This window comes from Chitinophaga varians (assembly GCF_014529945.1).
Taxonomy (GTDB): Bacteria; Bacteroidota; Bacteroidia; order Chitinophagales; family Chitinophagaceae; genus Chitinophaga; species Chitinophaga varians.
This window is the reverse complement of sequence record NZ_JACVFB010000006.1, coordinates 253,884-276,664: the sequence shown is the minus strand read 5'-3', so window position 1 is coordinate 276,664 and position 22,781 is coordinate 253,884. Positions and strand designations below refer to the sequence as shown.

The window sequence follows — 22,781 nt, the reverse complement described above, 5'->3', positions numbered from 1 at the left end:
TAAATCCGGCATATTTCTTGGTATGAGGGGCGAAGCAAAAATTCATATCATGAAAAAACTTATTCTGTCTGGTATACTCGCCATTGGTACTGTACTGGCAGTAAAAGCACAAACTGTAAAATTTGGTGTTAAAGGTGGTCTTAACCTGGCTAAAATCACCAACGAAAGCTCCGCTAAAACCCGTGCCTCTTTCTATGCCGGCGGTCTGGTCAACATCGCGTTGGATGAAAACTGGGCTATCCAGCCGGAACTACTCTATTCCGGACAGGGAGCCAAGCTGAAATCCAGTTACCTCGGTGGCCTCATCACTACTGAAGGCACCCTGAAAACAGATTACATCAATATCCCGGTAATGGTGCAGTATTCCATTGTTCCTGCCTTCTACCTCGAAGCAGGTCCGCAACTGGGCATCCTCGCCGGTGCTAAAGTGAAAGGTGGTAGCGTGTCTGTAGATGTAAAAGATCAGATGAAAACAGTCGATTTTGGCATCGGCGTAGGTTTCGGTTACAAGTTTGATATGGGCCTGGGCGTGTCCGGCCGTTACAACTTTGGCCTGACCAACATCTATGACGCTGATAAAGTTACCAATAAAAACTCCGTAGCACAGATCGGCCTGTTCTACATGTTCTAATTACGAATTACGAGTTACGAATTACGAATTAAGGGCTTCCTTATGGAGAGGTTATTAAATAAACTTCCCATAACGAAGCCCTTAATTCGTAATTCGTAACTCGTAATTCGTAATTCAACTATCTTTGCTCCTCGCATTAATCATTTTCAGCATGAGTGTTGTACAATCAATCAGAACGGCTGCAGTAGCCGCCATTAAATCACTTTATAACCAGGACATCGCATTGGCCGACGTTTCGATCAATGTTACCAAGCCTGAGTTTCAGGGTGAGTATACCATTGTTGTTTTCCCATTCACCAAATTCAGCCGACAAAAACCCGACGATACCGCTCAAAATATCGGTACCTGGCTCACAGCCAACCATCCCGAACTGATCGCTGGTTTTAACGTGGTAAAAGGCTTTCTTAACCTGGACATCAACCAGGACTACTGGACTGCTTTCCTGCAAGAGAACTATAACAACGAAAACGTCGGTATACAGCCTTCCAATGGCAAAAAAATCATGGTGGAGTACTCCTCCCCCAATACCAACAAACCGTTGCACCTCGGGCACCTGCGTAACAACTTCCTGGGTTATTCCATCGCAGAAATCCTGAAGGCCAACGGGTACGAGGTCATTAAAACTAACCTCGTCAACGACCGTGGTATTCACATCTGTAAATCCATGCTCGCCTGGCAGATGTTTGCACATGGCGACACGCCGGAATCCACCGGGATCAAAGGCGACCATCTCGTGGGCGACTACTACGTGAAATTTGAAAGCGTCGTAAAAGAACAGGCCGAACCTATCATCGACCGGGTACTGGAAAACGATTTTCAGGACTTTGAAGGCGCTGAGGTGGAGAAACTCACCAAGTTGGTAACCGCCCTGCACAAGCCGGAAGTAAAAGCCGATAAAGATAAAACCGATAAAATTATGGGCGACATCAAAGAGATGTCCCGTAATAAAACGGAAATCATGCAGCAGGCTAAAATCATGCTGCAACAATGGGAAGCCGGCAACCCGGAAGTACGCCACCTGTGGGCCACCATGAACGGATGGGTATACGAAGGCTTTGCCAAAACCTACAAACGCCTCGGTATCGACTTCGACAAAACCTACTACGAAAGCAATACCTACCTGCTGGGTAAAGATCTCGTTGAAAACGGGCTGCAAAAAGGTGTGTTGTTTAAAAAAGAGGATAACTCCGTATGGATAGACCTCACCGCTGACGGGCTGGACGAAAAACTACTGCTCCGTGGTGACGGCACCTCCGTATACATCACACAGGACCTGGGCACCGCCCGGTTGAAATACGACGACTACCAGATGGAACAAAGCATCCACGTAGTGGCCGACGAACAGAACTACCATTTCAAAGTGTTGCAACTGATCCTGTCCAAACTCGGCGATCCTTCCGCCCCCGGCATTTACCATCTCAGCTATGGCATGGTGGAATTGCCTCATGGCCGGATGAAGAGCCGGGAAGGCACCGTAGTGGATGCAGATGACATCACCGAAGAAATGGTGAATACCGCTAAAGAAGCCACAGAAAAGGCCCTGCAGAAACATACCGATATCACGGAAGCTGAATTGCATGAACTGTATGAAACCATTGGCCTGGGTGGTATGAAATTCTTCCTGCTGCGCGTAGATCCTAAGAAAAAAATGATCTTCAATCCGGAAGAATCCATCGATCTGCATGGCTTTACCGGGCCGTTTATCCAGTATGCGCATGCCCGTATCAAATCTATCCTGAGAGATGTGGGACCTGTGGAAGGACTTGAAAATTTCCGTTACAACGGCGAACTGCTGCCGCTGGAAAAAGAACTGATTGTGCTCAACGAACAGTTCTCCGGCACCGTAGCGGAGGCGCACCGCGAAATGAGTCCGTCTGTTATCGCTAACTATGTATTCCTGTTGGCACAGACATTCAACTCCTTCTATGCCGCAAAAGTAGAGGGCGTATATACCTATTCCGTACTGCGTGAAGAAAACGAAGACAAGAAAAAATTAAGACTGCAACTGATCACCCTTACTGCACGTACCCTTCGTCAGGGTATGAAGCTGCTGGGTATCAATGTACCGGAGCGTATGTAATCACGCAAAGGCGCAAAGCAGCAAAGAAAACAAAGGAGCGGAGACCAAATTTGATCTCCGCTCCTTTGTTTTCTTATACAATCTTAAAAAATCTTTGCGCTCTTTGCTGCTTTGCGTCTTTGCGTGAAAAAAAGAAACGCTGCGGTCCTCGCGGGCCGCAGCGTTAGCAGCTTACGGCCGCCGTGGCCGAAACTGCCGAAGAAAATACCACAGCTAGCAGCAACGAAAAAGGAGCTTGCCAATCCTTGATGCGTTGTTTTTAATCCTTCCTCACTGTGGCAAATAAGGTATGTCTGATATTATCTGATGGTGCCGGTAGCCGTGGCTTTATCACAAAGTGCGATGCCTTTTTCCATCTCACCCTTACCCATATACGACTTTCCGAGCATAAACATAGCAAAAGCATTGGTGGGTTGCAAGTGTAACAGCTTTTCCCACTGAGAAATAGCGGCTTCAAAATCGCCTTTACCATAAAACGCCTGGGCGAGATTAAAGCCCACCTGTTCATCATCCGGCTGTAGTTCCTGTGCTTTTAACAGACAGGCGATGCCTTTCTCTGTCTCTTCCAACTGCAACCACGCCGCGCCGGTATTGAACAGAAACACGGCGTCCTGTCTGCATCCCAGCGCTGCTGCTTTTTCAAAAGCCTGCACCGCTTTTGCCGGTTCAGTCACGTTAAACCACATCATGCCCAGTTCGTACCAGGCAGCAATGTGCGTGCTGTCCAACAACAGGTCTTCCTGATAATAGTGTATGCTTTCCCGGTAGTTGCCCAGCTGTGCATACAATTGTGCCAGCTGATAAGGCACCATTTTATTGCCCGGTTCTTCCTGCAGGGCCTGTTGCAGCGCTTCCAGCGCGTTTTCGTATTGACGCAGATAGTAATAACTCAGTCCTATCTGCCGGCTCATATTGGCTGCTCCGAGCTGCTGCGCTTTACGGCAACAGAACAGGGCGTCCGCGTATGATTTTCTCTCAAAGTAAATATCTCCCAGGGCACTATAGGCAGCAGTAAAAGCACTATCCGCCTTAATGGCGGCAGCAAAACGCTCACGGGCCGCTTCGTGCTGACCGGATTTTCTGAAGGCAATACCCTCGCGGTAAAGATCACGGGCTTTGTCGTACCATTTGTTTAATGGTACAGCGGTGACGGTATGGATGGCCATGTTGAGTATCACAACAGGCAAACATAGGATAAGGCGAAAGGTCATCATGTGTAGGCTTCCCTACAAAGATAATATTATTTAAATATTTATATATATTATTATTCAGATGATAATAATTTAACTTTCAACCAGTTGGACTATTTTTCTGTCATATCGGAAGCAGAGAACCCTAAAGGCAGCAGGTCATTGGCCTTGCTGATCACGTACACTTTTCCGCTCAGGCCCCCCAGGATAAGGCGTATCGGGCTTTCCTGACGCAGCTCATATTCGGCCAGCGTCTGACGACAAACACCACAGGGCGAAATAGGATGATCACTGTCGCCATGCATGTTGTTATAACTAACGGCAATGGTATCTACCGGTACATCCGGATAAGCGGAGGAGGCGGCAGACAGTGCCACTCTTTCAGCACACAGGCCGGCGGGGAAAGCGGCATTTTCCTGGTTGGAACCAGCCACAATCTCTCCGTTGACCAGCCGTATCACCGCACCCACCTGAAAATGGGAGTAAGGCGCATACGCATGGCGGGTTACATCACGGGCCTCTTTCAGCAACCATGCGTCCCTGTCATCCAGACCGGTAATATCATTATATACCCAAAATTCGAATTGTTGCAATTGTTTCTCCATAAAAAAAGTGTGAAGTTGTTACGTATAGCCTTTACCGGGATACACCTGCAAGTTGGGGCTGTAAAGGGGTAAAGACAACTACGGACCGGCAATATGCCAGTCCGTAATTTACTTTAAAAAATATTTTCAGCCAGTGCTTATTTGATGCCTCTGAACAGGCGGCTCCAGCGGATGCCATTTTCACCATAGCTCATCCAGATCAGCCATGCCTTACCTACCACGTGATCTTCCGGAACAAAGCCCCAGAAGCGGGAATCGAGGGAATTGTTGCGGTTGTCCCCCATCATCCAGTAATAGTTCATTTTGAAAGTGTAAGAATCCGCAGGCTGACCGTTGATGAAGATCTTACCCTCTTTCTGCTCCAGCGTATTGCCCTCGTACACGCGGATGGCGCGGTCATAGATAGCAATATTGTTGTCGTCCAGTTTTATGGTAGCACCTTTCTTCGGGATATACAGTGGGCCGAAATTCTCCTCTGTCCATTTGAAATGTGCCGTATCATGCGGGAATACCATGCTATAGTTAAAATCAACATAGTTGGATTCTTCGTACACACTGATATTTTTCACGATCGGGAATTGTTTCAGCGCGGCTACGTTGTCAGGTGTAAGGTTGTACACGTACTTGTTGTTGTCGAACGTATATTCCGGACCAACAATGCCCAATTCATCCAGACGGCTGGCATTGAGCTGATCGCCGGTCGTTTCCACGATATATTTATGCTGGCTGCCGGGAGGTACAGGGGCCGGCTGGCCATTCACATATACTACGCCGTGTACGATTTTGAGTGTGTCACCGGCTTCTGCCATGCAGCGTTTGATATAGTTTTCCCTTTTATCTACCGGGCGATGAATGATCTCATAGGAATTGTTGACTGCCTGCCAGCCGTTCTGTCTTACCATGTTGTAATAACTCGGGTCAGCTGCACCGATAGCCACTGTATCTCCTTCCGGGAAGTTAAACACCACCACATCATATCGTTTGATATCGGAGAAACCCGGAAGACGTTTGTATTTCCATTTGATGGCTTCAGAGTAAGCTTTGGTAGATTTGGTGAACGGCATGGTGTGATGCACAAAAGGCATGGCCAGCGGCGTCATTGGAATCCGGGGCCCGTAGCTGATCTTGCTTACGAAGAGGAAGTCGTTTACCAGCAAGGTCTTTTCCATGGAAGGTGTAGGAATGGTATAGGCCTCAAAAATAAAAGTGCGGATAAGCGTGGCTGCTATGATAGCAAAGATACCAGCGTCTAACCATTCTCTCGCCGTAGATTTCTTTTTCTTTGGCTGACCTTCTTTATTTTTTTTCCAAAATGCCAGATTCATTCAAGTACGCTTATTAGATGCTTAAAAAGGCAAATATAATATTCTGTTGTTAGTGAGTAGCTTTTCCCGAAGAAAAGTTTTCTTAAAAATAGCTTAAATAGGCACGCAAAGGCGCAAAGCAGCAAAGACGCAAAGATTATTTTTTTAAGAGTTATAAGAAAGCCAGGGAACGGAGATCAAATTTGATCCCCTTTCCCTGGCTTTCTCTGCTCGCTTTTATATAGTCTTTGCGTCTTTGCTGCTTTGCGCCTTTGCGTGAACTACCCCAGCATGGCTTCGCCCAGGATGCGGTTAACTTCCGTTGCCCGGTTGAGAACCATAAAGTGGCCGCCATCGGGAATAACGTGCGTGGGCTTCACAAAGCGGATGGGGAAGGGCATGTCTTTACCTCCATGGATGTGTACCAGGTTGGGGGGCACCGTATCGTTTTCCCAGTGCAGGATAGCGTTAACAGCCCACCGGGTGTAGGTAAAGTCGCTTTTAGTCAGGTATTCCTTTACCAGTTGTCCTTCTTCCCTGCTTTCGATATTGAGGAACTTCTTTACTACCATGCCTCTTTGCCGGTAGATGATGGCATCGGGCAACTGATGCAGCCGGAGCTTGCGTACCCAGTTGTAATATGGCGGCTTTTCGGTCGTCTGTTTAATGCTGGACACCAGGATATTCTGTGCGACAGGTCGCACCTTGGCTATCTCCAGGCTCATGATACCGCCGAAAGACACGCCCATTAAAGAAATGGGCCCATCGGCGGTGATACCGCCCGCCATACGGGTGGCATAACTGCTGATGGGCTCATTGGGCAGCGGGTCTATCCATTTCAGGTGGTGTATATCATAGCCGGCCGGGAAACGCAGGTTGTTGAAGATGCGTTCATCGGCACCCAGGCCACTAATAAGATACAGCTGTCTGGACATATCATTTTCAGATTCAGGAACCTGCTTTTTTTCTTTCACGGGAAGGCACTACAAAGTCCTCCACATCCTCTGTGGTAATGGTTTTCCCGGAGAGGATCACCAGTCTTTCCACCACGTTGCGCAGTTCGCGGATGTTACCGGACCAGTTGTGGTTTTGCAGTGCTTTCATGGCTTCTTTATCAATGCCTTTGCGGGCGATGCCATACTCGTTGCATACCGCGTCGAGGAAGTTATCTACCAGTAGTGGCACATCATCGCGGCGGTCGTTGAGGGACGCCACGTGGATGAGGATAACGCTCAGGCGGTGATAGAGGTCGAGGCGGAAGTTTTTGTCTTCCACTTCTTTGAGGAGGTCTTTATTGGTAGCGGCCACCACGCGTACGTCCACACTGATTTCTTTGTCGCCGCCCACGCGGGTGATTTTGCCTTCCTGCAGGGCACGGAGCACTTTAGCCTGTGCGCTGAGGCTCATATCGCCGATTTCGTCAAGGAAAAGGGTGCCACCGCTGGCTTGTTCAAATTTACCGATCCGTTGTTTCACCGCGGAGGTAAAAGAGCCTTTTTCATGTCCAAAAAGTTCGCTTTCTATCAGTTCGCTGGGGATAGCGGCGCAGTTAACTTCCACCATGGGGCCGGAGGCGCGGTTGCTGCGTTCGTGGAGCCAGCGGGCCACCAGTTCCTTCCCTACCCCGTTTTCGCCGGTGATCAGTACGCGGGCATCCGTAGGTGCCACTTTCTCGATCGTTTCCCGGATTTTCAGGATGGGAGCAGAAGAACCGATCATTTCCGGTACTTTGTTGACCTTGCGGCGCAGGGTCTTCGTTTCCGTCACCAGCTTGGTTTTATCCATCGCGTTGCGCAGGGTAATCAGCAGGCGGTTCAGGTCTGGTGGTTTGGAGATATAGTCATACGCACCTTTTTTCACAGCGTCAACGGCGGTATCGATGTTACCGTGGCCGGATACCATGATGATGGGCACGTCCTGGTTGATTTCCCGGGCTTTTTCCAGAAATTCCAGGCCATCCATTTTAGGCATTTTGATATCACACAATACAGCATCGTATTGTTTTGCCTGGAACATTTTAAATCCTTCCAAGCCATCCGCCGCCTCTTCTACCTTATAGCCTTCATAACTCAGAATTTCAGTGAGTGTTTTACGGATGCTTTTTTCGTCGTCAATAATTAAAATGTTAGCCATAGCGAATGTTGAGATTTATAATACCGGTATAGTCCGGTAGTAATCAGCGCCAAAAATAAAGGAGATTTGCCTATTTTTTCACTTTGTTATTTGGTTATTTGGATATTGTGCTGAAGAATCATTGCACTGAATATACGTAAATTAACTAATGACCATCTCCGCTCTGTGTAAATAACCAAATATCAAAATATCTAAATGAAAAGTCTACTAACTTTACAGGGAATATGAGTAATTTTAAATACAAACGAATATAGATCTGTAATTCCTCCGCATATGAGCGACTTTTTGGAAGAACTGAAGCGAAGACACCAATTGGCTGCCGCAAATGCTTATCCCGCCACGAGTGTTGTAAGTGATTTTGCCAATAGTCTGATTAATTGGTTATTCCCCGAACACACCGGTCAGGTGATGGCCGATCCCGTACTATTGAAAGAGTACGGACGCAAGCTGGAGAAACAGCTGGAGACATTGCTGCTGCCCATGCAGCATCAGTTGCCCGAAGAAGCAGGCCATATCAGCCGGGATTTCATGAGCAGGGTACCGCTGATATATGATGAGTTGACCAAAGACGCGAACGCCATTTTTCAGGGCGATCCGGCGGCCACTTGTCTGTATGAGGTGATCCGTGCCTATCCCGGGTTTTATGCCATTGCCTTTTACCGTATGGCGCATGCCTTGTATGAACTGAAAATACCACTGCTGCCCAGGATGATCACGGAGCTGGCGCATGCCCGCACCGGTATTGATATCCATCCCGGAGCGGTGATTGCGCCGTTCTTCTGTATAGACCATGGTACCGGTATTGTTATCGGGGAAACCACCGTCATTGGTCAGCATGTAAAGCTATACCAGGGCGTAACCCTGGGTGCGTTGAGCATCGAAAAAACGATGGCGCGCAGCAAGCGGCACCCTACCATTGAAGATCATGTGGTGATTTATGCCGGCGCCACCATTTTGGGCGGCGATACGATCATCGGCCACCACAGCGTCATTGGCGGCAACGTATGGCTGATACGGAGCATCGAGCCTTTTTCCCGTATCTATTACAAAGCAGAACACAAATACCTGGAGAGCAATCACGAATAATAACCGATTATGGCGACAATACTGGACCTCGTTGGCAATACGCCAATGGTGGAATTACAACGGATCCCGGAGAACCCGGATGTTAAAATCTATGCTAAACTGGAAGGTACCAATCCCGGCGGAAGTGTGAAGGACAGGGCTGCCTATGGTATGATCAAAGGAGCGCTGGACAGGGGCGAAATACGCAAAGGCACCCGCCTGATAGAAGCCACCAGCGGCAATACGGGCATTGCCCTGGCGATGATCGCCAATTTATTTGGCATCGAGATAGACCTGGTGATGCCTGCCGACTCCACCCTGGAGCGGGTACAAACCATGCAGGCCTATGGCGCCAAAGTGGTGCTGGAAGAGTCAATGGAGGCGTCTATCGACTACGCCAATGCGCAGGTGGCCAAAGGCGGCTATGTGATGCTGAATCAGTTTGCCAATCCCGATAACTATGGGATGCACTATAAAACGACCGGCCCCGAAATCTGGCGGGACACGGCCGGCAAGGTCACGCACTTTGTGAGCGCCATGGGCACTACGGGCACTATTATGGGCGTATCACGGTTCCTGAAGGAGCAGAACCCGGCGGTACAGATTGTGGGCTGTCAGCCTACCGACGGCTCCAAAATACCGGGTATCCGCAAATGGCCGGAGGCTTATCTCCCTAAAATATTCGAAAAATCGCGGGTAGATGTGACCATGGAGATCGATGAAAAAGAGGCCCGGGAGATGACCAAAAGGCTGGCGAAAGAAGAGGCCATTTTCTGCGGCATGAGCAGCGGTGGCGCTATGGCAGCAGCCTTGCGGCTTTCACGGGAACTGACCAGCGGCGTGATCGTGGGCATTATCTGCGATCGGGGCGACCGGTACCTGTCGAGCGACTTGTTTGCCTGATTCAGGAATTTTGGGATTTACGGATTTACGAATTTTGGGATTTATAAAAAGCGAAGACCTGAGCAATATAGGTCGCTCAGGTCTTCGCTTTTATAAATTCGTAAATCCGTAAATTTCTAAATCCGTAAATCCCCGGTTATTTCTTCATGTACATTACTTCTTTCACCAGTTTCACAGTGCGTTCTACATCCGGCATGTACAGTTTCACCAGGTTGGGTGCGTAGTGCATCGGAGCGTCAGGCGCAGTGATACGACGGATGGGAGCGTCCAGGTAGTCGAAACCTTCTTTCTGAATGCGGTAAGCGATTTCAGAAGATACGCTGGAGAATGGCCATTGTTCTTCCACGATCACCAGGCGATTGGTTTTCTTCACAGACTCGAGGATGGTGAACCAGTCCAGCGGACGGATGGTGCGCAGGTCGATCACCTCTGCTTCGATACCTTCCTTAGCCAGTTCTTCCGCAGCGCCGAGGGCCACTTTCATCATTTTATTGAAAGAAACGATGGTCACGTCTTTACCGGCACGTTTGATATCGGCTTTACCGATAGGGATGATGTACTCTTCTTCCGGTACTTCACCCATATCACCGTACATCACTTCACTTTCCATGAAAACAACCGGATCGTCATCGCGGATAGCCGCTTTGAGCAAACCTTTCGCGTCGTATGGATTGGAAACGGAGATCACTTTCAGGCCGGGGATGTTAGCATAGTAGCTTTCGAAAGCAGTAGAGTGCTGAGCGCCCAGCTGACCGGCAGAACCGTTAGGTCCGCGGAAAACGATCGGACAACCAACCTGGCCACCACTCATGGCGAGCATTTTGGAAGCCGTATTCAGGATCTGGTCTAAAGCCAGTGTTGCGAAGTTCCAGGTCATAAATTCCACTACCGGGCGAAGGCCGTTCTGCGCAGCACCAACGCCAATGGCAGCAAATCCAAGTTCAGCGATCGGCGTGTCAATCACACGTTTTGGACCAAACTCATCGAGCATTCCCTGGCTCACTTTATAAGCACCATTGTATTCGGCTACTTCCTCCCCCATCAGTAATACCCGTTCATCACGGCGAAATTCCTCCTGCAGGGCTTCTCTTAAGGCTTGTCTGAAAGCTATCTGACGCATGCTATTCTTAATAAAGTTTGAAAGTTTAAGTGCCTGATTGTCGTAAGGCAGGGCAAAAATATTGTTTGTTGACGAAAAAGCAAAGGATTAATAATTAATATGACAACCCTGCTATAATATTTAGTTATTTTATTATTTTTATATTTGATTATTTTAACATGTGAATTGAGTGGGTTTCAGGGAGGTGCAACAGGGCCTTCATGTCATGCAATATCAAAATTTCCCAATCATCAAATCAACAAATAATGGTTACACTGACCATCCTTACTATCTGTTTTCTCACAGCGATATCCTGCAGGATCAAAAAAGTAAAATCACCCATAGCGCTGGCCCTTACCTGGTACGTTCATCTTATTTTCCTGTTCTTTTCAGTGATTTGCCTGTTGTTGATGATCAACGGATACGGGTTTAAAGGAACCCAGACGGAAAGAGTATTCTTTACGCTCTACGCCGGCAGTGGCATGGTCCTCTTTGGCCTGAGCAAACCCGACACCGATGCCCGGTATGCTTACCTGACAGTACTGTTCGGCTTTCCGTTTGTATTGCTGTTTGGACTGATCATACCTCCCCTGCGCATCCTGACATTGGTGGCAACACTCACCCTACTGTCTGACAGCGACTTTCGCCGGTACACCATTGATGATGACCACGCCCTGCAAAGTAAAACCAGTGGAATTCTGTCGATCGCCCCGACCTACAGCCTGATCACCGATAAATACTGGTTGTTTGAAGAAATTACGCCCGACGTGATTAAACCCCAACAGGCAATAGGCAACCTGCGGCTGAAGAAGAAAGGAGTTGACAGTGTATTGGTACAATGGGGTTATGGCAAAATGCGAAAAGATACGCTGCTGGCGCTGGAATAAATTTATCATTTTAGTTATTTGATCATTTTGATATTGTGCTGTTTCGAAAAAACGCTTTCAATATCAAAATGATCAAATAACTAAATGACCAGGTGTTATGCTTTTTCTATGATCATTGCGCTGGCGCCGCCACCACCGTTACAGATGGCAGCCAGGCCATAGCGGGCATTATTTTCATGCAGGATGGAATTAAGCGTTACCACGATTCTGGCACCGCTGCAACCGATCGGGTGGCCCATGGCTACAGCACCGCCCCACACGTTCACTTTGTCCAGCGGCATGTTCAGGTCTTTGGCATTGGCAATGGGCACGCAGGAAAACGCTTCGTTCACCTCTGCAAAATCCATATCCGTGATTTTCAGGTTGGCCTTGGCCAATGCTTTTTCAGCCGCTTTCACAGGAGTGGTGGTAAACCATTCCGGCGCCTGATTAGCATCTGCAAAGCTGATAATTTTAGCCAGTGGCTTCAGTCCCAGCTCTTTCAGTTTCTCTCCGCTCACCAGTACCACCGCAGCTGCACCATCATTGATATTAGAGGCATTAGCGGCAGTAATGGTACCATCTTTCTGGAAAGTAGGTTTCAGGGTAGGCACCTTTTCCAGGATCACCTTTTTATAATCTTCGTCTTCTGATACGGTCACCACTGTTTTGCCAGGTATTTCCACCGGCACCACTTCTTTTTTGAAGTAGCCTTTTTCCCAGGCCACTGCCGCACGGCGGTAGCTTTCAATGGCATAAGCGTCCTGATCTTCCCGGGTAATCTTGTATTCAGCGGCGCAAAGCTCCGCTGCATTGCCCATGTGGAAATCTTTGTAAGGGTCCCAGAGGCCGTCGCGGATGATACCGTCGATCACGGCACCGGCACCGAGCTTATAACCGGTACGGGCTTTATCCAGATAATAAGGGACGCCGCTCATGTTTTCCATGCCGCCTGCTACCACGATATCGTTATCGCCCAGCAGGATGCTCTGCGCCCCCATCATGATGGCTTTCATACCGGAAGCACAAACCTTGTTGACACCCGTGCAGGGCACTGTATTCGGCAAACCGGCACCCAGACTGGCCTGTGTGGCAGGCGCCTGTCCCAGGTTGGCACTGATCACATTACCCATGTATACTTCATTCACTTTGGCGGCATCTACTCCCGCCTGCTCCAGTGCAGCTTTAATAACGGTAGAACCCAGCTTTACGGCCGAAACGCCGGACAGTGTGCCGTTAAAACCACCAATAGGCGTACGGACTGCGGCTACTATAAAAACTTCTTTCATCTGTTTATTAAGATTGTTTGGCTTGTTTGGATAATCTACCAAATATAAGGAAAGCTGATTTGGAAAAAACAGCAGGCGAATAACGAATTTTGAGCGAAAAACAGCAAATGGTGAAAGCTGTTTAATGTATCGCCCGGGATTCGTTATCCGCCTGCTTTAAATACCTGTTTTTATTGATTTTATTGAATACTTATCCGTACCGGTTTTGTTTTTCTTTGCCGCCCTCAGGGGCGCGACACAGGCTACATAAGGTCCCGGTGCCGTGAATTATATATATTTTAAACAGGAATGATCATTTCCTGCCATTTGATAAGCTGGCATATTCCCGCTCCGGAGAAATTACCGTATGTTTGCAGTTGCATTGATCAAACCGTGATATCTCAACAATCCATACAACAAATCCTCGGCCGCATTGATATTGTGGAGATTGTGGGTTCTTTCGTGAAACTGAAAAAAAGAGGCGCCAATTACATGGGCCTTTGTCCGTTCCACAATGAGAAATCCCCTTCTTTCACCGTGTCTCCCAGCAAGGAGATCTACAAATGCTTTGGCTGTGGCAAAAGTGGCAACGCCATCAGCTTTGTCATGGAGCATGAGAAGTACTCCTACGTGGAAGCCATTAAATGGCTGGCGCAGAAGTACCAGGTTGAGATTGAAGAAACCGAGGTGAGCCCCGAGCTGCGGCAGCATCAGCTGATGTCCGACAGCCTGTTTATTATCAACGGTTTTGCCCGGGAGTATTTCACCGACACCCTGTTTAATACGGACGAAGGGCAGAATGTAGGGTTAAGTTATTTTGAAGAACGTGGTTTCACCGAGGAAACCGTCCGCAAATTCCAGCTGGGCTACTGTCTCAACCAACGGGACACCTTTGCCCAGACGGCATTGTCCAAAGGTTATAACCTGGAGTATCTTCAGAAAACGGGGCTGGTCACCATTCGTAACGAGCAACCGGCGGATAACTACCGCGGCAGGGTGATCTTCCCGATACATAACCAGTCGGGTAAAATCCTGGGCTTCGGCGCCCGTATCCTCGTCAAGTCCGACCGGGCCCCCAAGTACATCAACTCCCCCGAGAACGAAATTTACGTCAAGAGCCGGGTGCTGTATGGTACCTATTTCGCGCGGCATGCCATCGACAAGCTCAATGAATGCCTGCTGGTGGAAGGTTATACCGACGTGATCTCCCTGCACCAGGCAGGCGTGGAAAACGTGGTGGCTTCCAGTGGTACCTCCCTTACGCAGGACCAGCTGCGGCTCATTAAAAAATATACCAACAACCTCACCATCATCTATGATGGCGACAGTGCCGGTATCAAAGCAGCGCTGCGCGGCCTCGATATGGCCGTGGAAGAAAGCCTCAACGTAAAACTGGTACTGCTGCCCGACAAAGAAGACCCGGACAGTTATGTACAGCGCATCGGCGCCGCTGCTTTCCGCACGTTCATTGAGGACAACAAGCAGGACTTCGTGCTGTTTAAACTGCAGCTGAGCATGCAGGAGGCCGGCAACGACAGTAATAAAAAATCACAGCTGGTGAATGAGATCGCGGAAACTATTTCCAAGATCGATAAAGCCGAAGATTTTACCCGGCAGCAGGACTATATCCGTCAATGCAGCCAGTTGCTCAAAATCGACGAGCAGGGACTTGTGGCGCTGGTCAACAAGTTCATCCGGGAGAGGCTGGTCAAACGCGAGCAAGCCATCGCCCGCAATGCCCCATCGCCGGCAGAGCAGGACGACGCACTGAGCGAAGAGGCCATTGCCGCCATGGAAGCCGCCGAAACCGGTGTGTCCATTTCATCGTTGCTCAACAAGGATGAAAAGCAGGAGAAGGAGCTGGTGAAGATATTGCTGCGTTTTGGCGACAAGCCTTTCAGCGAAGAAGAAAACAACACCGTAGCCGATTATATTTTCCATCTCCCCTATGATTTTGAATCGCTGGCCGACAGTGAGATGGTGAAACGTATTCTCCGGGAATACAAAGCATTGTATGATGAAGGCAGCCTGCCGGATAAAAAATGGTTCCTGTATCACCAGGACCCGGACATGAGCAAATACACCGCGCTGATACTGGAAGACAAAGAAGCCGATTTAAGTGTTAACTGGAAGGAGCGGTTCGAGATTGATACCGTTTATGGCGACAATGCCTATCTGAAAGACACCATATCTACTACCAACTATCTTATTCTCCGGAAGATCAAAAAGCTGATCACGGAAAATCAGGAAGAAGCGGAGAAAGCCACTGACATGGAGCAGGTGATGCGCTGCCTCGAGATGCAGGTACACCTGAAGGCCCTGGAAAAGGAGCTTACCCAGGGCCTCGGTACCGTTATTTTCAAATAGATTTTACTGCTTGCGTTCCCATACCTGGAAGGAGAAAGGATATTCGTTCTTTTCGTCTGCCTCGTGGCGTTCGTCGCTTACGAGCGTCCATTCGTTACCGTGTATGGCAGGGAAAAAAGCGTCTCCCGGCACGACTGCGTATACCCGTGTGAGGTAGATACGATCTATCAGGTGCCAGGCCTGTTCAAATATCTGGGAGCCGCCGGTAACAAAGAGCTCGTCACCGTCGAATGTTTTTGCTTTGGCAATGGCCTCTTCGATGGAAGCCACTACATACGCGCCCTCCGGCTGGAAATCCGTTTGCCGCGTGATGACGATGTTAGGCCTTCCGGGCAGCGGTTTTCCAAGCGAATCAAACGTTTTTCTTCCCATGACAATGGGTTTGCCCAGCGTCGTACTTTTAAAGTACTTCAGGTCAGTAGACAGGCGCCAGGGCAATTGATTGTTGATGCCGATCACATTATTTTCTGATGCGGCCACTATAATGGATACCCTCATATCAGATGGCTACGGGTGCTTTAATAGCAGGATGGAACTGATAATCTACCAGTTCGAAGTCTTCATATTTAAATGCGAACAGGTCTTTCACGTCCGGGTTTATTTTCATCACCGGCAGCGGGAAAGGTGTTCTGGTCAGCTGCAGCTGCGCTTGTTCCATGTGGTTGCTGTACAGGTGTACATCTCCGAAGGTATGGATAAAGTCACCCGCCTCGAGGTCGCACACCTGCGCCATCATCATGGTAAGCAGCGCATAGGAGGCAATATTAAACGGCACACCGAGGAATACGTCGGCGCTGCGCTGGTAGAGCTGACAGCTGAGTTTACCCCTGGTTTCTCCTTTGGCAGCGTCGGGAGGCGTTACATAAAACTGGAACAGGCAGTGGCAGGGGCTGAGCGCCATTTTAGGCAGGTCGCCCACGTTCCAGGCATTGACGATAATACGGCGGGAGTCCGGGTTCTTTTTGATGGTATCCACCGCGATGGTGATCTGATCGATCACATCACCGGAGGTAGTTTCCCAGCTGCGCCACTGTTTACCGTATACGGGGCCCAGATCGCCGTTAGCGTCCGCCCATTCATCCCATATGCTCACGTTATGTTCTTTCAGCCAGGCGATATTGGTATCTCCTTTCAGAAACCATAGCAGTTCATATATAATGGACTTCAGGTGTAATTTTTTCGTAGTCACCAACGGAAATCCTTTGCTGAGGTCGAACCTCATCTGATAACCAAAACAGCTGGTGGTACCGGTACCGGTGCGGTCAGTTTTAACGGCGCCTTCCTTGATAATATGTTGTAATAAAGTGAGATATTGTTCCATAATCAGGCGGCAAGTTACGAGAAAAATATAACCTAAATAAGTCAAACAAAAAAAGTGAAAGTCAGCCTGATTTTTCGTAAACTGACATTCAAAATAGCCAGAAGTTACAACAACAGCATTAGACGACTACGAAGACCACTGCCGGAAGGTGCGCCCTGATATTGAAAAGCCTGATACTTGCCAGTACGGTAGCAGAAGATAAGATAGATTCAACCAAAACCGAAACCAAAATCGAACTCAAACGTCATAATTCCCCGTTCACCAAAATCTTAATTACGCTATCGTGATTATGCCACCATCATTTTAATCTAAACCAATTTCGTGCTATGCTTCTACCAAAATCCGGCATGCTGGTGCTGCTTTGCTTATGCAGTACGCTTGCCTTATTTGCGCAACAAAACATTTCGGGCAGGATCAAGGATGCCACCCATGGCAATGCCATCCCGGGCGCCACAGTACGCGTGCCCAACAGTAACAAGGGAACCATAACGGACATGGACGGCAAATATACGATCAGTATACCGGCAACGGTGTCCAAACTGATCGTTAGTTATACCGGCTACAAAACACAGACCGTAGCCATCCCTCCCGGCGCTACCACCCTGAATATCACACTGGAAGAGGATTTCGCCCGACTGGACGAGATCGTGGTGACGGGTCTGGCGACCAATATCAAACGTAGTAATCTGGCCAATGCCGTAGCCACTATTTCGGGCAAGGAACTGAATGGCGTAGCACCGGCCCAGACTTTCGACGCCGCCCTCAGCGGCAAGGTGCCCGGCGCACTGATCACCGCCAACTCCGGCGCTCCCGGTGGCGGCATTTCCGTGAAACTGCGTGGTATCACCTCCGTGTTCGGCAACTCACAGCCATTGTATGTGGTAGATGGTGTTTTCTTTAACAACAGCAGTATCCCCGCCGGCCTGAACGATGTTACCGGCGCCGCTACTTCCGGCAACCCCAACAACCAGGACAACCCGTCGAGCCGTATCGCTGATCTCAACCCGGAAGATATTGAGAACATAGAAGTGCTCAAAGGTGCTTCCGCCGCGGCCATGTATGGCGCCAAAGCAGCAGCAGGCGTTATCGTGATCACCACTAAAAAAGGTAAAGCCGGTAAAACCAGGGTGACTTTCAACCAGGAAGTGGGCTTTGCGAAAGTGCGTCACCTCGTAGGCGTACGGCAATTTACCGCCGAAACAGCCGCCGATCTGGGAGGCAGCGCCAGCAGCACCGATCCGGATGTGATCGCTGCCCGCGCCGCGATGAAAGCACAATTTGAAGCTGCCAAGGCTGCCGGTAAAATCTATGACTATGAAAAAGAGATGTTCGGTCAAACCGGCCTCATTCTCAATACCGGCGTCGCGCTCAGCGGTGGTTCAGAAAAAACCACGTTCTATCTGGCAGGCAACCGCAGGCAGGAAAACGGCATCGTAAAAGGTACCGGCTACTTCAACAATTCATTCCGCCTGAATGTAGACCACAAGATAAATGATCGTTTATCCGTTGGCGTTACTACCAACTATATTAACTCCTCTTCCGACAGAGGTGTTACCAATAACGATAACAACGGTGTATCCCTTGGTGTGGCCCTGTCCACCACCCCGGGATTTGTGGAGCTTCACCCCAACGCTATCGGGGAATACCCACGCAACGCGTTCGCCGCATCCAACCCGATAGAAACACGGGATAAGATGATGAACAACGAAGGCGTGAATCGTTTTGTAGGCGGCGGCAACATCGAATACCGTATCCAGCAAAGCAACCACTCCTCTACCAAAGTTGCTGTCAGAGCCGGTGTGGACTACTTCAACCTGAAAACCATCGCCGTATTCCCGCGCGACCTTCAGTTTGAAGAAAAAGCCCAGCAAGGCCATTCCATCCAGGGTAATACCAATAACATCAACACCAACCTCCTGGGTTTTGTGGCCAACACCTGGACACCGAATGAAAAAATCAGCCTCACCAGCACCGCCGGTGCCACACTGGAAACAGGTTACCTGGACAATATCGTGACCGTGGCCACCAACCTCGTGTCCGGCCAAACCAACCTCGATGCCAGTGGTAACACCAGCACCCGTCAGTTCCGGCAGAAATACCGTGACAACGGTATCTTCGCCCAGGAAGACCTCTCCCTGATGGATGCCTTCACCATCAGTGCAGGCGTACGTTTTGACCGCTCCACCAACAACGGTGATTATCTTAAATATTATGTTTTCCCCAAAGGCGCTTTTTCCTGGAATATCTCCAAGATGCCCTTCTGGCATGTAGATAAAGTAGACAACCTGAAGGTACGCATCGCCTACGGCCAGTCCGGTAACGTACCGCCCTACGGCAGTAAGTTCACCGGCATGATCGGCAGCAACATCGGTGGTTTCCCCGGTGTACTGGTAGACAACCTGCTGGGCAACCCGAACATCAAACCGGAAAGACAGTCAGAACTGGAAACCGGTATCGACTTCAGCCTGTTCAACGGCCGTGTGGCACTCGAAGCTACTTACTATAACAAACGTATCTACGACGTATTGTTAAGGCATGCGACCCCCTCTTCCACCGGCTACGCAACAGAATGGAAGAACAGTGGCGACCTTACCAACAGCGGCGTGGAACTGGGTCTGACCGTTATCCCTGTCAATACCACCAATTTCAAATGGACCTCCAACATCAACTGGTGGAGGAACCGTTCCAAGATGACCAAACTGATCATTCCGCCTTATGCTATTGGTGCATTTGGTGCTTCCCTGGGTACTTTTTATCTGGAAGAAGGACAGCCGGTTACCCAAATCAAAGGTATTGTGGACAATCAGCTGAAACTGATCGGTAACTCTGAACCCAAGTTCCAGATGAGCTTTTACAACGATCTTACTTTCCTGAAGAACTTCTCCGTGCGTTTCCTCATTCACTGGAAGAAAGGTGGCGACAACCTCAACCTGAGCCAATTGCTCAATGATGGCGGCGCTACTTCCCCCGATTATGATGACCTGATCAACGGCGTGAAAGCCGGTGTATACAGGCCGGGAGCCGGCGCCGGCGTGTATGTGCAGGACGCTTCCTATGTGCGTATCCGTGAGATCGGTCTTTATTACAACGTTCCGCTGAAGAATACCAAAACTATTAAGGGTATCCGGTTGGGCGTTTCCGCCAATAACTTTTTCACCTGGACAAAATATATCGGATATGATCCGGAAGTATCCAACTTCGGCAGTAACACCATTACCACTGCGCAAAGCCGCGGCAGCAACGGTTTGTCTACCGGTGTGGACGTAATGCCTTTCCCGTCCAACAAAAGGGCCAGCTTCCACTTAGGCATCGATTTCTGATCATTATCTGACTATTAAAACTGTAACAAATGAAGAAGCTTATTATATACCTGTCCGGCGTCCTGCTCGCCCTGAGTGCCTGCCAGAAAGGAGAAATCAACAGTCTGAATACACCGGTGGTAGGCGGCATCGTCGTCAATCCCAGCCGGAGTGACCTTTTCAACCTCGTTACCGGTGCAGAATCCGGGTTACGCAACAGCTTCGGCACCTACCTCGACGGCTTTGGCGTGCTGGGACGTGAGCAGTACCGCTTCTCCGGTTCCGAGCCACGCTGGACAACCGATATGCTCGGTGGAGGTTCCAAACAGCTCGACAACAATACCTTCTACATCACCAATCCGTTTGCCGCCAGGTACCAGGTAGCCCGTCAGTGTTTTATCCTCATGCAGGCGCTGAAGACCGCCCGTACCGAAGTAGCCAGCGACGCGCAGAAAAAAGCCTTTCAGGGTTTTGCAGAAACGCTGATCGGTTATCAGCTGCTGCTCAATATCAACATGACAGATTCCAACGGCGCCAGAATCCCGGTAGCGGACAATGCCAACCTGGGCCCTATCATCACCAATCCGGGTGTAGTCCTGGATTCCGTGCTGAAATTCCTCGACGCCGGCAAAACAGATCTCACCGGGTCTGAAGTGCTCTTCCCGCTCTCCGACGGATTTGCCGGTTTCAAAAACGCTGCGGGCCTGCTGAAATTCAACCGGGCTATTGCCGCAAGGGTGCATGTGTACCGGAAAAACTGGGCCGCTGCACTGACAGCCCTGAATGAGTCTTTCTTTGACCTGAACGGTCCTTTCAACACAGGTATATACTCTGCCTACTCCACCAATGGCGGTGACCTGATCAACCCCATGTATCTGCAGCCTAATGCTACCGGGGAGGTAAGGGTGGCACATCCTTCTTTTGCTGCCGACATCATTGGGACCGATGACCGTATCAACAAAACGGCGCCTCGCACCTCTCCTGTAAGCAGCGTGGGCCTCACCGGCAACCGCGACCTGACACTCTGGCCTACCCTGAGCAGCCCCATCTCCATCATCCGGAATGAGGAACTGGTCCTTATTTATGCAGAAGCCAAAATACAACTGGGACAATTCCCGGATGCGCTGGTGGCGATCAACAGAATCAGGACAGGCCATAATCTGACGCCTTATGCCGGCGCTGTTACCACAGACGCGCTCATCACCGAACTGCTCTATCAACGCCGCTATTCCCTGTTCATGGAAGGCCATCGCTGGATAGACATGCGCAGGTACAACCGGCTTAACCAGCTGCCGGTAGACAGACCTGGCGACGATGTATGGTCACGGTATCCCATACCGATGAACGAGTCCAATCAGTAAATAAACCGTCTTAAAGGGTATAAAAAGCGAAAACCGCCTGATGATACATCAGGCGGTTTTCGCTTTTATGTAGTCGACGTACAGTTAAATACCGCGTCTCTTCATTTCTTTTCTTATCAGCGACAGCTCACGGCCCATTTGGCCAGCGATGGAGGTATTCTCCTGTGCTCTGCGGATCAGGTAAGGCATGACGTCTTTTACCGGGCCATAAGGCAGGTATTTGGTGACAGTATAGCCGGCATGCGCCAGGTTGAAAGTGATGTTATCGCTCATACCCAACAGCTGAGAGAAGCTGACATGCGGGTGGCTATGCGGAATATTTTTTTCATCCATGGTACGGGCAGCCAGCATGCAGCTGTTTTCGTTGTGCGTACCGATGAATACGCCCAGCTTATCAAGGTGCTCCAGGCAGAACTGAACAGCAGCATTGTAATCTCTGTCAGTGGCCTCTTTGCTGGGCTGAATAGGTGTCGGGTAGTTGTTTTCTGCCGCGCGTTTGTTTTCTTTTTCCATATAGGCGCCGCGTACCAGCTTAGCGCCCAGCAGATAACCTTCTTTGGCCGCTTTTTCCAGTGACTTCCGCAGGAATGGGTAGCGGTCGTGGCAATACATCTGGAACGTATTGTAGACGATCACCTGATGCTTATTGAACAAAGACATCATTTCATCCGTCAGGTCGTCTACCGGTTGTTGTATCCAGGATTCTTCCGCATCGATCAGCAGCCCTACTTTATACTGAGCAGCCGCTTCCGCCACAGCATGCACGCGGGAACGCACGCGGATATACTCCTGTTGTTCCTGTGGCGTGAGGGTATCACCGCGGTGCACTTTTTCGAGCAGTTCAAAGCGGGCAAAACCGGTGATCTTGATGGCGATAAAAGGAATATCCGGTTTGCTGGCCGCATATTGGATAGCCCGGATAAATTCAGGTACCGCCTGATCATAACTTTCTTCCCCTTCCATCGCTTCCACGCCATAGTCGAGCACTACGCCCACATGGTAATTTCCCAGTTGCAGCGCCGTGTGTGCCGCTTCATCCAGGGATTCTCCCCCGCAGAACTGAGAGAATATCGTGCTTTTGATAATGCCTTTGATCGGTAATCTGAGTTTGAACGCCAGCGGAGTGAGTGCCGCGCCCATTTTCACCAGCCACGGCTTTCCGATGTTGCTGAACAGAAAGTTGGCTTTTTTTAACGCCTTGTCGGTCTTTGCCTCAAATGCAATAGCCGTATTATCGAATGATAAAGTTAGCTGCTTTTCCATGAGGCGCAAAGTTAGGGTGCGCCTAC

General features: G+C 49.5%; 18 protein-coding genes. 8 read left to right on the top strand and 10 right to left on the bottom strand.

Going from position 1 to position 22,781, the window contains the following annotated elements; all coding sequences use genetic code 11:
- The first annotated feature begins 49 nt into the window (after window positions 1–49).
- Window positions 50–631 (top strand): porin family protein, encoded by a 582-nt coding sequence (locus tag ICL55_RS27530; RefSeq protein ID WP_188103678.1) that lies wholly within the window; start codon window positions 50–52, stop codon window positions 629–631.
- 151 nt (window positions 632–782) lie between these two features.
- Window positions 783–2,711 carry an arginine--tRNA ligase gene (locus ICL55_RS27525; protein WP_188103676.1) on the top strand — a complete coding sequence of 643 codons (1,929 nt, stop codon included), beginning with the start codon at window positions 783–785 and terminating at the stop codon, window positions 2,709–2,711.
- A 299-nt stretch (window positions 2,712–3,010) separates the two neighbouring features.
- Here ICL55_RS27525 and ICL55_RS27520 read toward each other — a convergent pair whose 3' ends face one another.
- The 5 genes from ICL55_RS27520 to ICL55_RS27500 all read right to left on the bottom strand — a co-directional run bounded on the left by ICL55_RS27520 (window position 3,011) and on the right by ICL55_RS27500 (window position 7,943).
- Complete coding sequence (locus ICL55_RS27520) at window positions 3,011–3,889, bottom strand: tetratricopeptide repeat protein (protein ID WP_343067894.1); 879 nt, start codon at window positions 3,887–3,889, stop codon at window positions 3,011–3,013.
- Between the two features lie 125 nt (window positions 3,890–4,014).
- The gene (locus ICL55_RS27515) at window positions 4,015–4,506 is read right to left on the bottom strand and encodes a cytidine deaminase (protein WP_188103672.1); all 492 of its coding nucleotides are present in this window, start codon (window positions 4,504–4,506) and stop codon (window positions 4,015–4,017) included.
- Window positions 4,507–4,643: 137 nt separating this feature from the next.
- Entirely contained in the window at window positions 4,644–5,831 is a 1,188-nt protein-coding gene (gene lepB / locus ICL55_RS27510; protein ID WP_188103669.1) for a signal peptidase I, read from the bottom strand.
- A gap of 260 nt (window positions 5,832–6,091) precedes the next feature.
- Complete coding sequence (locus ICL55_RS27505; RefSeq protein WP_188103667.1) at window positions 6,092–6,745, bottom strand: alpha/beta hydrolase; 654 nt, start codon at window positions 6,743–6,745, stop codon at window positions 6,092–6,094.
- Between the two features lie 13 nt (window positions 6,746–6,758).
- Entirely contained in the window at window positions 6,759–7,943 is a 1,185-nt protein-coding gene (locus ICL55_RS27500) for a sigma-54-dependent transcriptional regulator (protein ID WP_188103663.1), read from the bottom strand.
- 273 nt (window positions 7,944–8,216) lie between these two features.
- Between ICL55_RS27500 and ICL55_RS27495 the strand changes: the two genes are divergently transcribed.
- Together ICL55_RS27495 and cysM are read left to right on the top strand one after the other, a co-directional pair.
- Window positions 8,217–9,029, top strand: coding sequence for a serine O-acetyltransferase (locus ICL55_RS27495; protein ID WP_188103660.1), 813 nt, complete (start codon window positions 8,217–8,219; stop codon window positions 9,027–9,029).
- A 9-nt stretch (window positions 9,030–9,038) separates the two neighbouring features.
- Window positions 9,039–9,911 (top strand): cysteine synthase CysM, encoded by an 873-nt coding sequence (cysM, locus tag ICL55_RS27490; RefSeq protein WP_188103658.1) that lies wholly within the window; start codon window positions 9,039–9,041, stop codon window positions 9,909–9,911.
- A 136-nt stretch (window positions 9,912–10,047) separates the two neighbouring features.
- Here cysM and ICL55_RS27485 read toward each other — a convergent pair whose 3' ends face one another.
- Complete coding sequence (locus tag ICL55_RS27485) at window positions 10,048–11,031, bottom strand: pyruvate dehydrogenase complex E1 component subunit beta (RefSeq protein ID WP_078672086.1); 984 nt, start codon at window positions 11,029–11,031, stop codon at window positions 10,048–10,050.
- Window positions 11,032–11,276: 245 nt separating this feature from the next.
- On the opposite strand from ICL55_RS27485, the gene ICL55_RS27480 reads away from it, so the two are divergent.
- Window positions 11,277–11,897, top strand: a complete 621-nt coding sequence (locus tag ICL55_RS27480; RefSeq protein WP_188103656.1) for a hypothetical protein — start codon at window positions 11,277–11,279, stop codon at window positions 11,895–11,897.
- 95 nt (window positions 11,898–11,992) lie between these two features.
- On the opposite strand, the gene ICL55_RS27475 is transcribed toward ICL55_RS27480, so the two are convergent.
- A complete protein-coding gene (locus ICL55_RS27475) occupies window positions 11,993–13,165 on the bottom strand; it encodes an acetyl-CoA C-acyltransferase (RefSeq protein ID WP_188103654.1) in 1,173 nt (390 codons plus the stop codon).
- Between the two features lie 372 nt (window positions 13,166–13,537).
- On the opposite strand from ICL55_RS27475, the gene dnaG reads away from it, so the two are divergent.
- On the top strand, window positions 13,538–15,511 hold the full coding sequence (gene dnaG / locus ICL55_RS27470; RefSeq protein WP_188103652.1) for a DNA primase: 1,974 nt from the start codon (window positions 13,538–13,540) through the stop codon (window positions 15,509–15,511).
- 3 nt (window positions 15,512–15,514) lie between these two features.
- Here the strand turns inward: dnaG and ICL55_RS27465 are convergent, their stop codons facing one another.
- Together ICL55_RS27465 and ICL55_RS27460 are read right to left on the bottom strand one after the other, a co-directional pair.
- On the bottom strand, window positions 15,515–16,009 hold the full coding sequence (locus ICL55_RS27465; protein WP_188103650.1) for a dihydrofolate reductase: 495 nt from the start codon (window positions 16,007–16,009) through the stop codon (window positions 15,515–15,517).
- Between the two features lies 1 nt (window position 16,010).
- Window positions 16,011–16,832, bottom strand: a complete 822-nt coding sequence (locus tag ICL55_RS27460) for a thymidylate synthase (protein ID WP_188103648.1) — start codon at window positions 16,830–16,832, stop codon at window positions 16,011–16,013.
- 326 nt (window positions 16,833–17,158) lie between these two features.
- Here ICL55_RS27460 and ICL55_RS27455 point away from each other — a divergent pair, with 326 nt between their 5' ends.
- Complete coding sequence (locus ICL55_RS27455) at window positions 17,159–20,152, top strand: SusC/RagA family TonB-linked outer membrane protein (RefSeq protein WP_188103645.1); 2,994 nt, start codon at window positions 17,159–17,161, stop codon at window positions 20,150–20,152.
- A gap of 29 nt (window positions 20,153–20,181) precedes the next feature.
- Window positions 20,182–21,492, top strand: coding sequence for a RagB/SusD family nutrient uptake outer membrane protein (locus ICL55_RS27450; RefSeq protein ID WP_188103643.1), 1,311 nt, complete (start codon window positions 20,182–20,184; stop codon window positions 21,490–21,492).
- 84 nt (window positions 21,493–21,576) lie between these two features.
- Here ICL55_RS27450 and ICL55_RS27445 read toward each other — a convergent pair whose 3' ends face one another.
- Window positions 21,577–22,755, bottom strand: a complete 1,179-nt coding sequence (locus ICL55_RS27445) for a proline dehydrogenase family protein (protein ID WP_188103641.1) — start codon at window positions 22,753–22,755, stop codon at window positions 21,577–21,579.
- Window positions 22,756–22,781 lie beyond the last annotated feature (26 nt).

Excerpts from the sequence above, each read along its gene's own strand:
- ICL55_RS27485 (WP_078672086.1), bottom strand. The coding sequence starts at position 11,031 with ATGCGTCAGATAGCTTTCAGACAAGCCTTAAGAGAAGCCCTGCAGGAG.
- ICL55_RS27450 (WP_188103643.1), top strand. The coding sequence starts at position 20,182 with ATGAAGAAGCTTATTATATACCTGTCCGGCGTCCTGCTCGCCCTGAGT.
- ICL55_RS27475 (WP_188103654.1), bottom strand. The coding sequence starts at position 13,165 with ATGAAAGAAGTTTTTATAGTAGCCGCAGTCCGTACGCCTATTGGTGGT.
- ICL55_RS27500 (WP_188103663.1), bottom strand. The coding sequence starts at position 7,943 with ATGGCTAACATTTTAATTATTGACGACGAAAAAAGCATCCGTAAAACA.
- lepB (WP_188103669.1), bottom strand. The coding sequence starts at position 5,831 with ATGAATCTGGCATTTTGGAAAAAAAATAAAGAAGGTCAGCCAAAGAAA.
- ICL55_RS27495 (WP_188103660.1), top strand. The coding sequence starts at position 8,217 with ATGAGCGACTTTTTGGAAGAACTGAAGCGAAGACACCAATTGGCTGCC.
- ICL55_RS27455 (WP_188103645.1), top strand. The coding sequence starts at position 17,159 with ATGCTTCTACCAAAATCCGGCATGCTGGTGCTGCTTTGCTTATGCAGT.
- ICL55_RS27515 (WP_188103672.1), bottom strand. The coding sequence starts at position 4,506 with ATGGAGAAACAATTGCAACAATTCGAATTTTGGGTATATAATGATATT.
- ICL55_RS27505 (WP_188103667.1), bottom strand. The coding sequence starts at position 6,745 with ATGTCCAGACAGCTGTATCTTATTAGTGGCCTGGGTGCCGATGAACGC.
- cysM (WP_188103658.1), top strand. The coding sequence starts at position 9,039 with ATGGCGACAATACTGGACCTCGTTGGCAATACGCCAATGGTGGAATTA.
- ICL55_RS27445 (WP_188103641.1), bottom strand. The coding sequence starts at position 22,755 with ATGGAAAAGCAGCTAACTTTATCATTCGATAATACGGCTATTGCATTT.
- ICL55_RS27530 (WP_188103678.1), top strand. The coding sequence starts at position 50 with ATGAAAAAACTTATTCTGTCTGGTATACTCGCCATTGGTACTGTACTG.
- ICL55_RS27460 (WP_188103648.1), bottom strand. The coding sequence starts at position 16,832 with ATGGAACAATATCTCACTTTATTACAACATATTATCAAGGAAGGCGCC.
- ICL55_RS27480 (WP_188103656.1), top strand. The coding sequence starts at position 11,277 with ATGGTTACACTGACCATCCTTACTATCTGTTTTCTCACAGCGATATCC.
- ICL55_RS27525 (WP_188103676.1), top strand. The coding sequence starts at position 783 with ATGAGTGTTGTACAATCAATCAGAACGGCTGCAGTAGCCGCCATTAAA.
- ICL55_RS27465 (WP_188103650.1), bottom strand. The coding sequence starts at position 16,009 with ATGAGGGTATCCATTATAGTGGCCGCATCAGAAAATAATGTGATCGGC.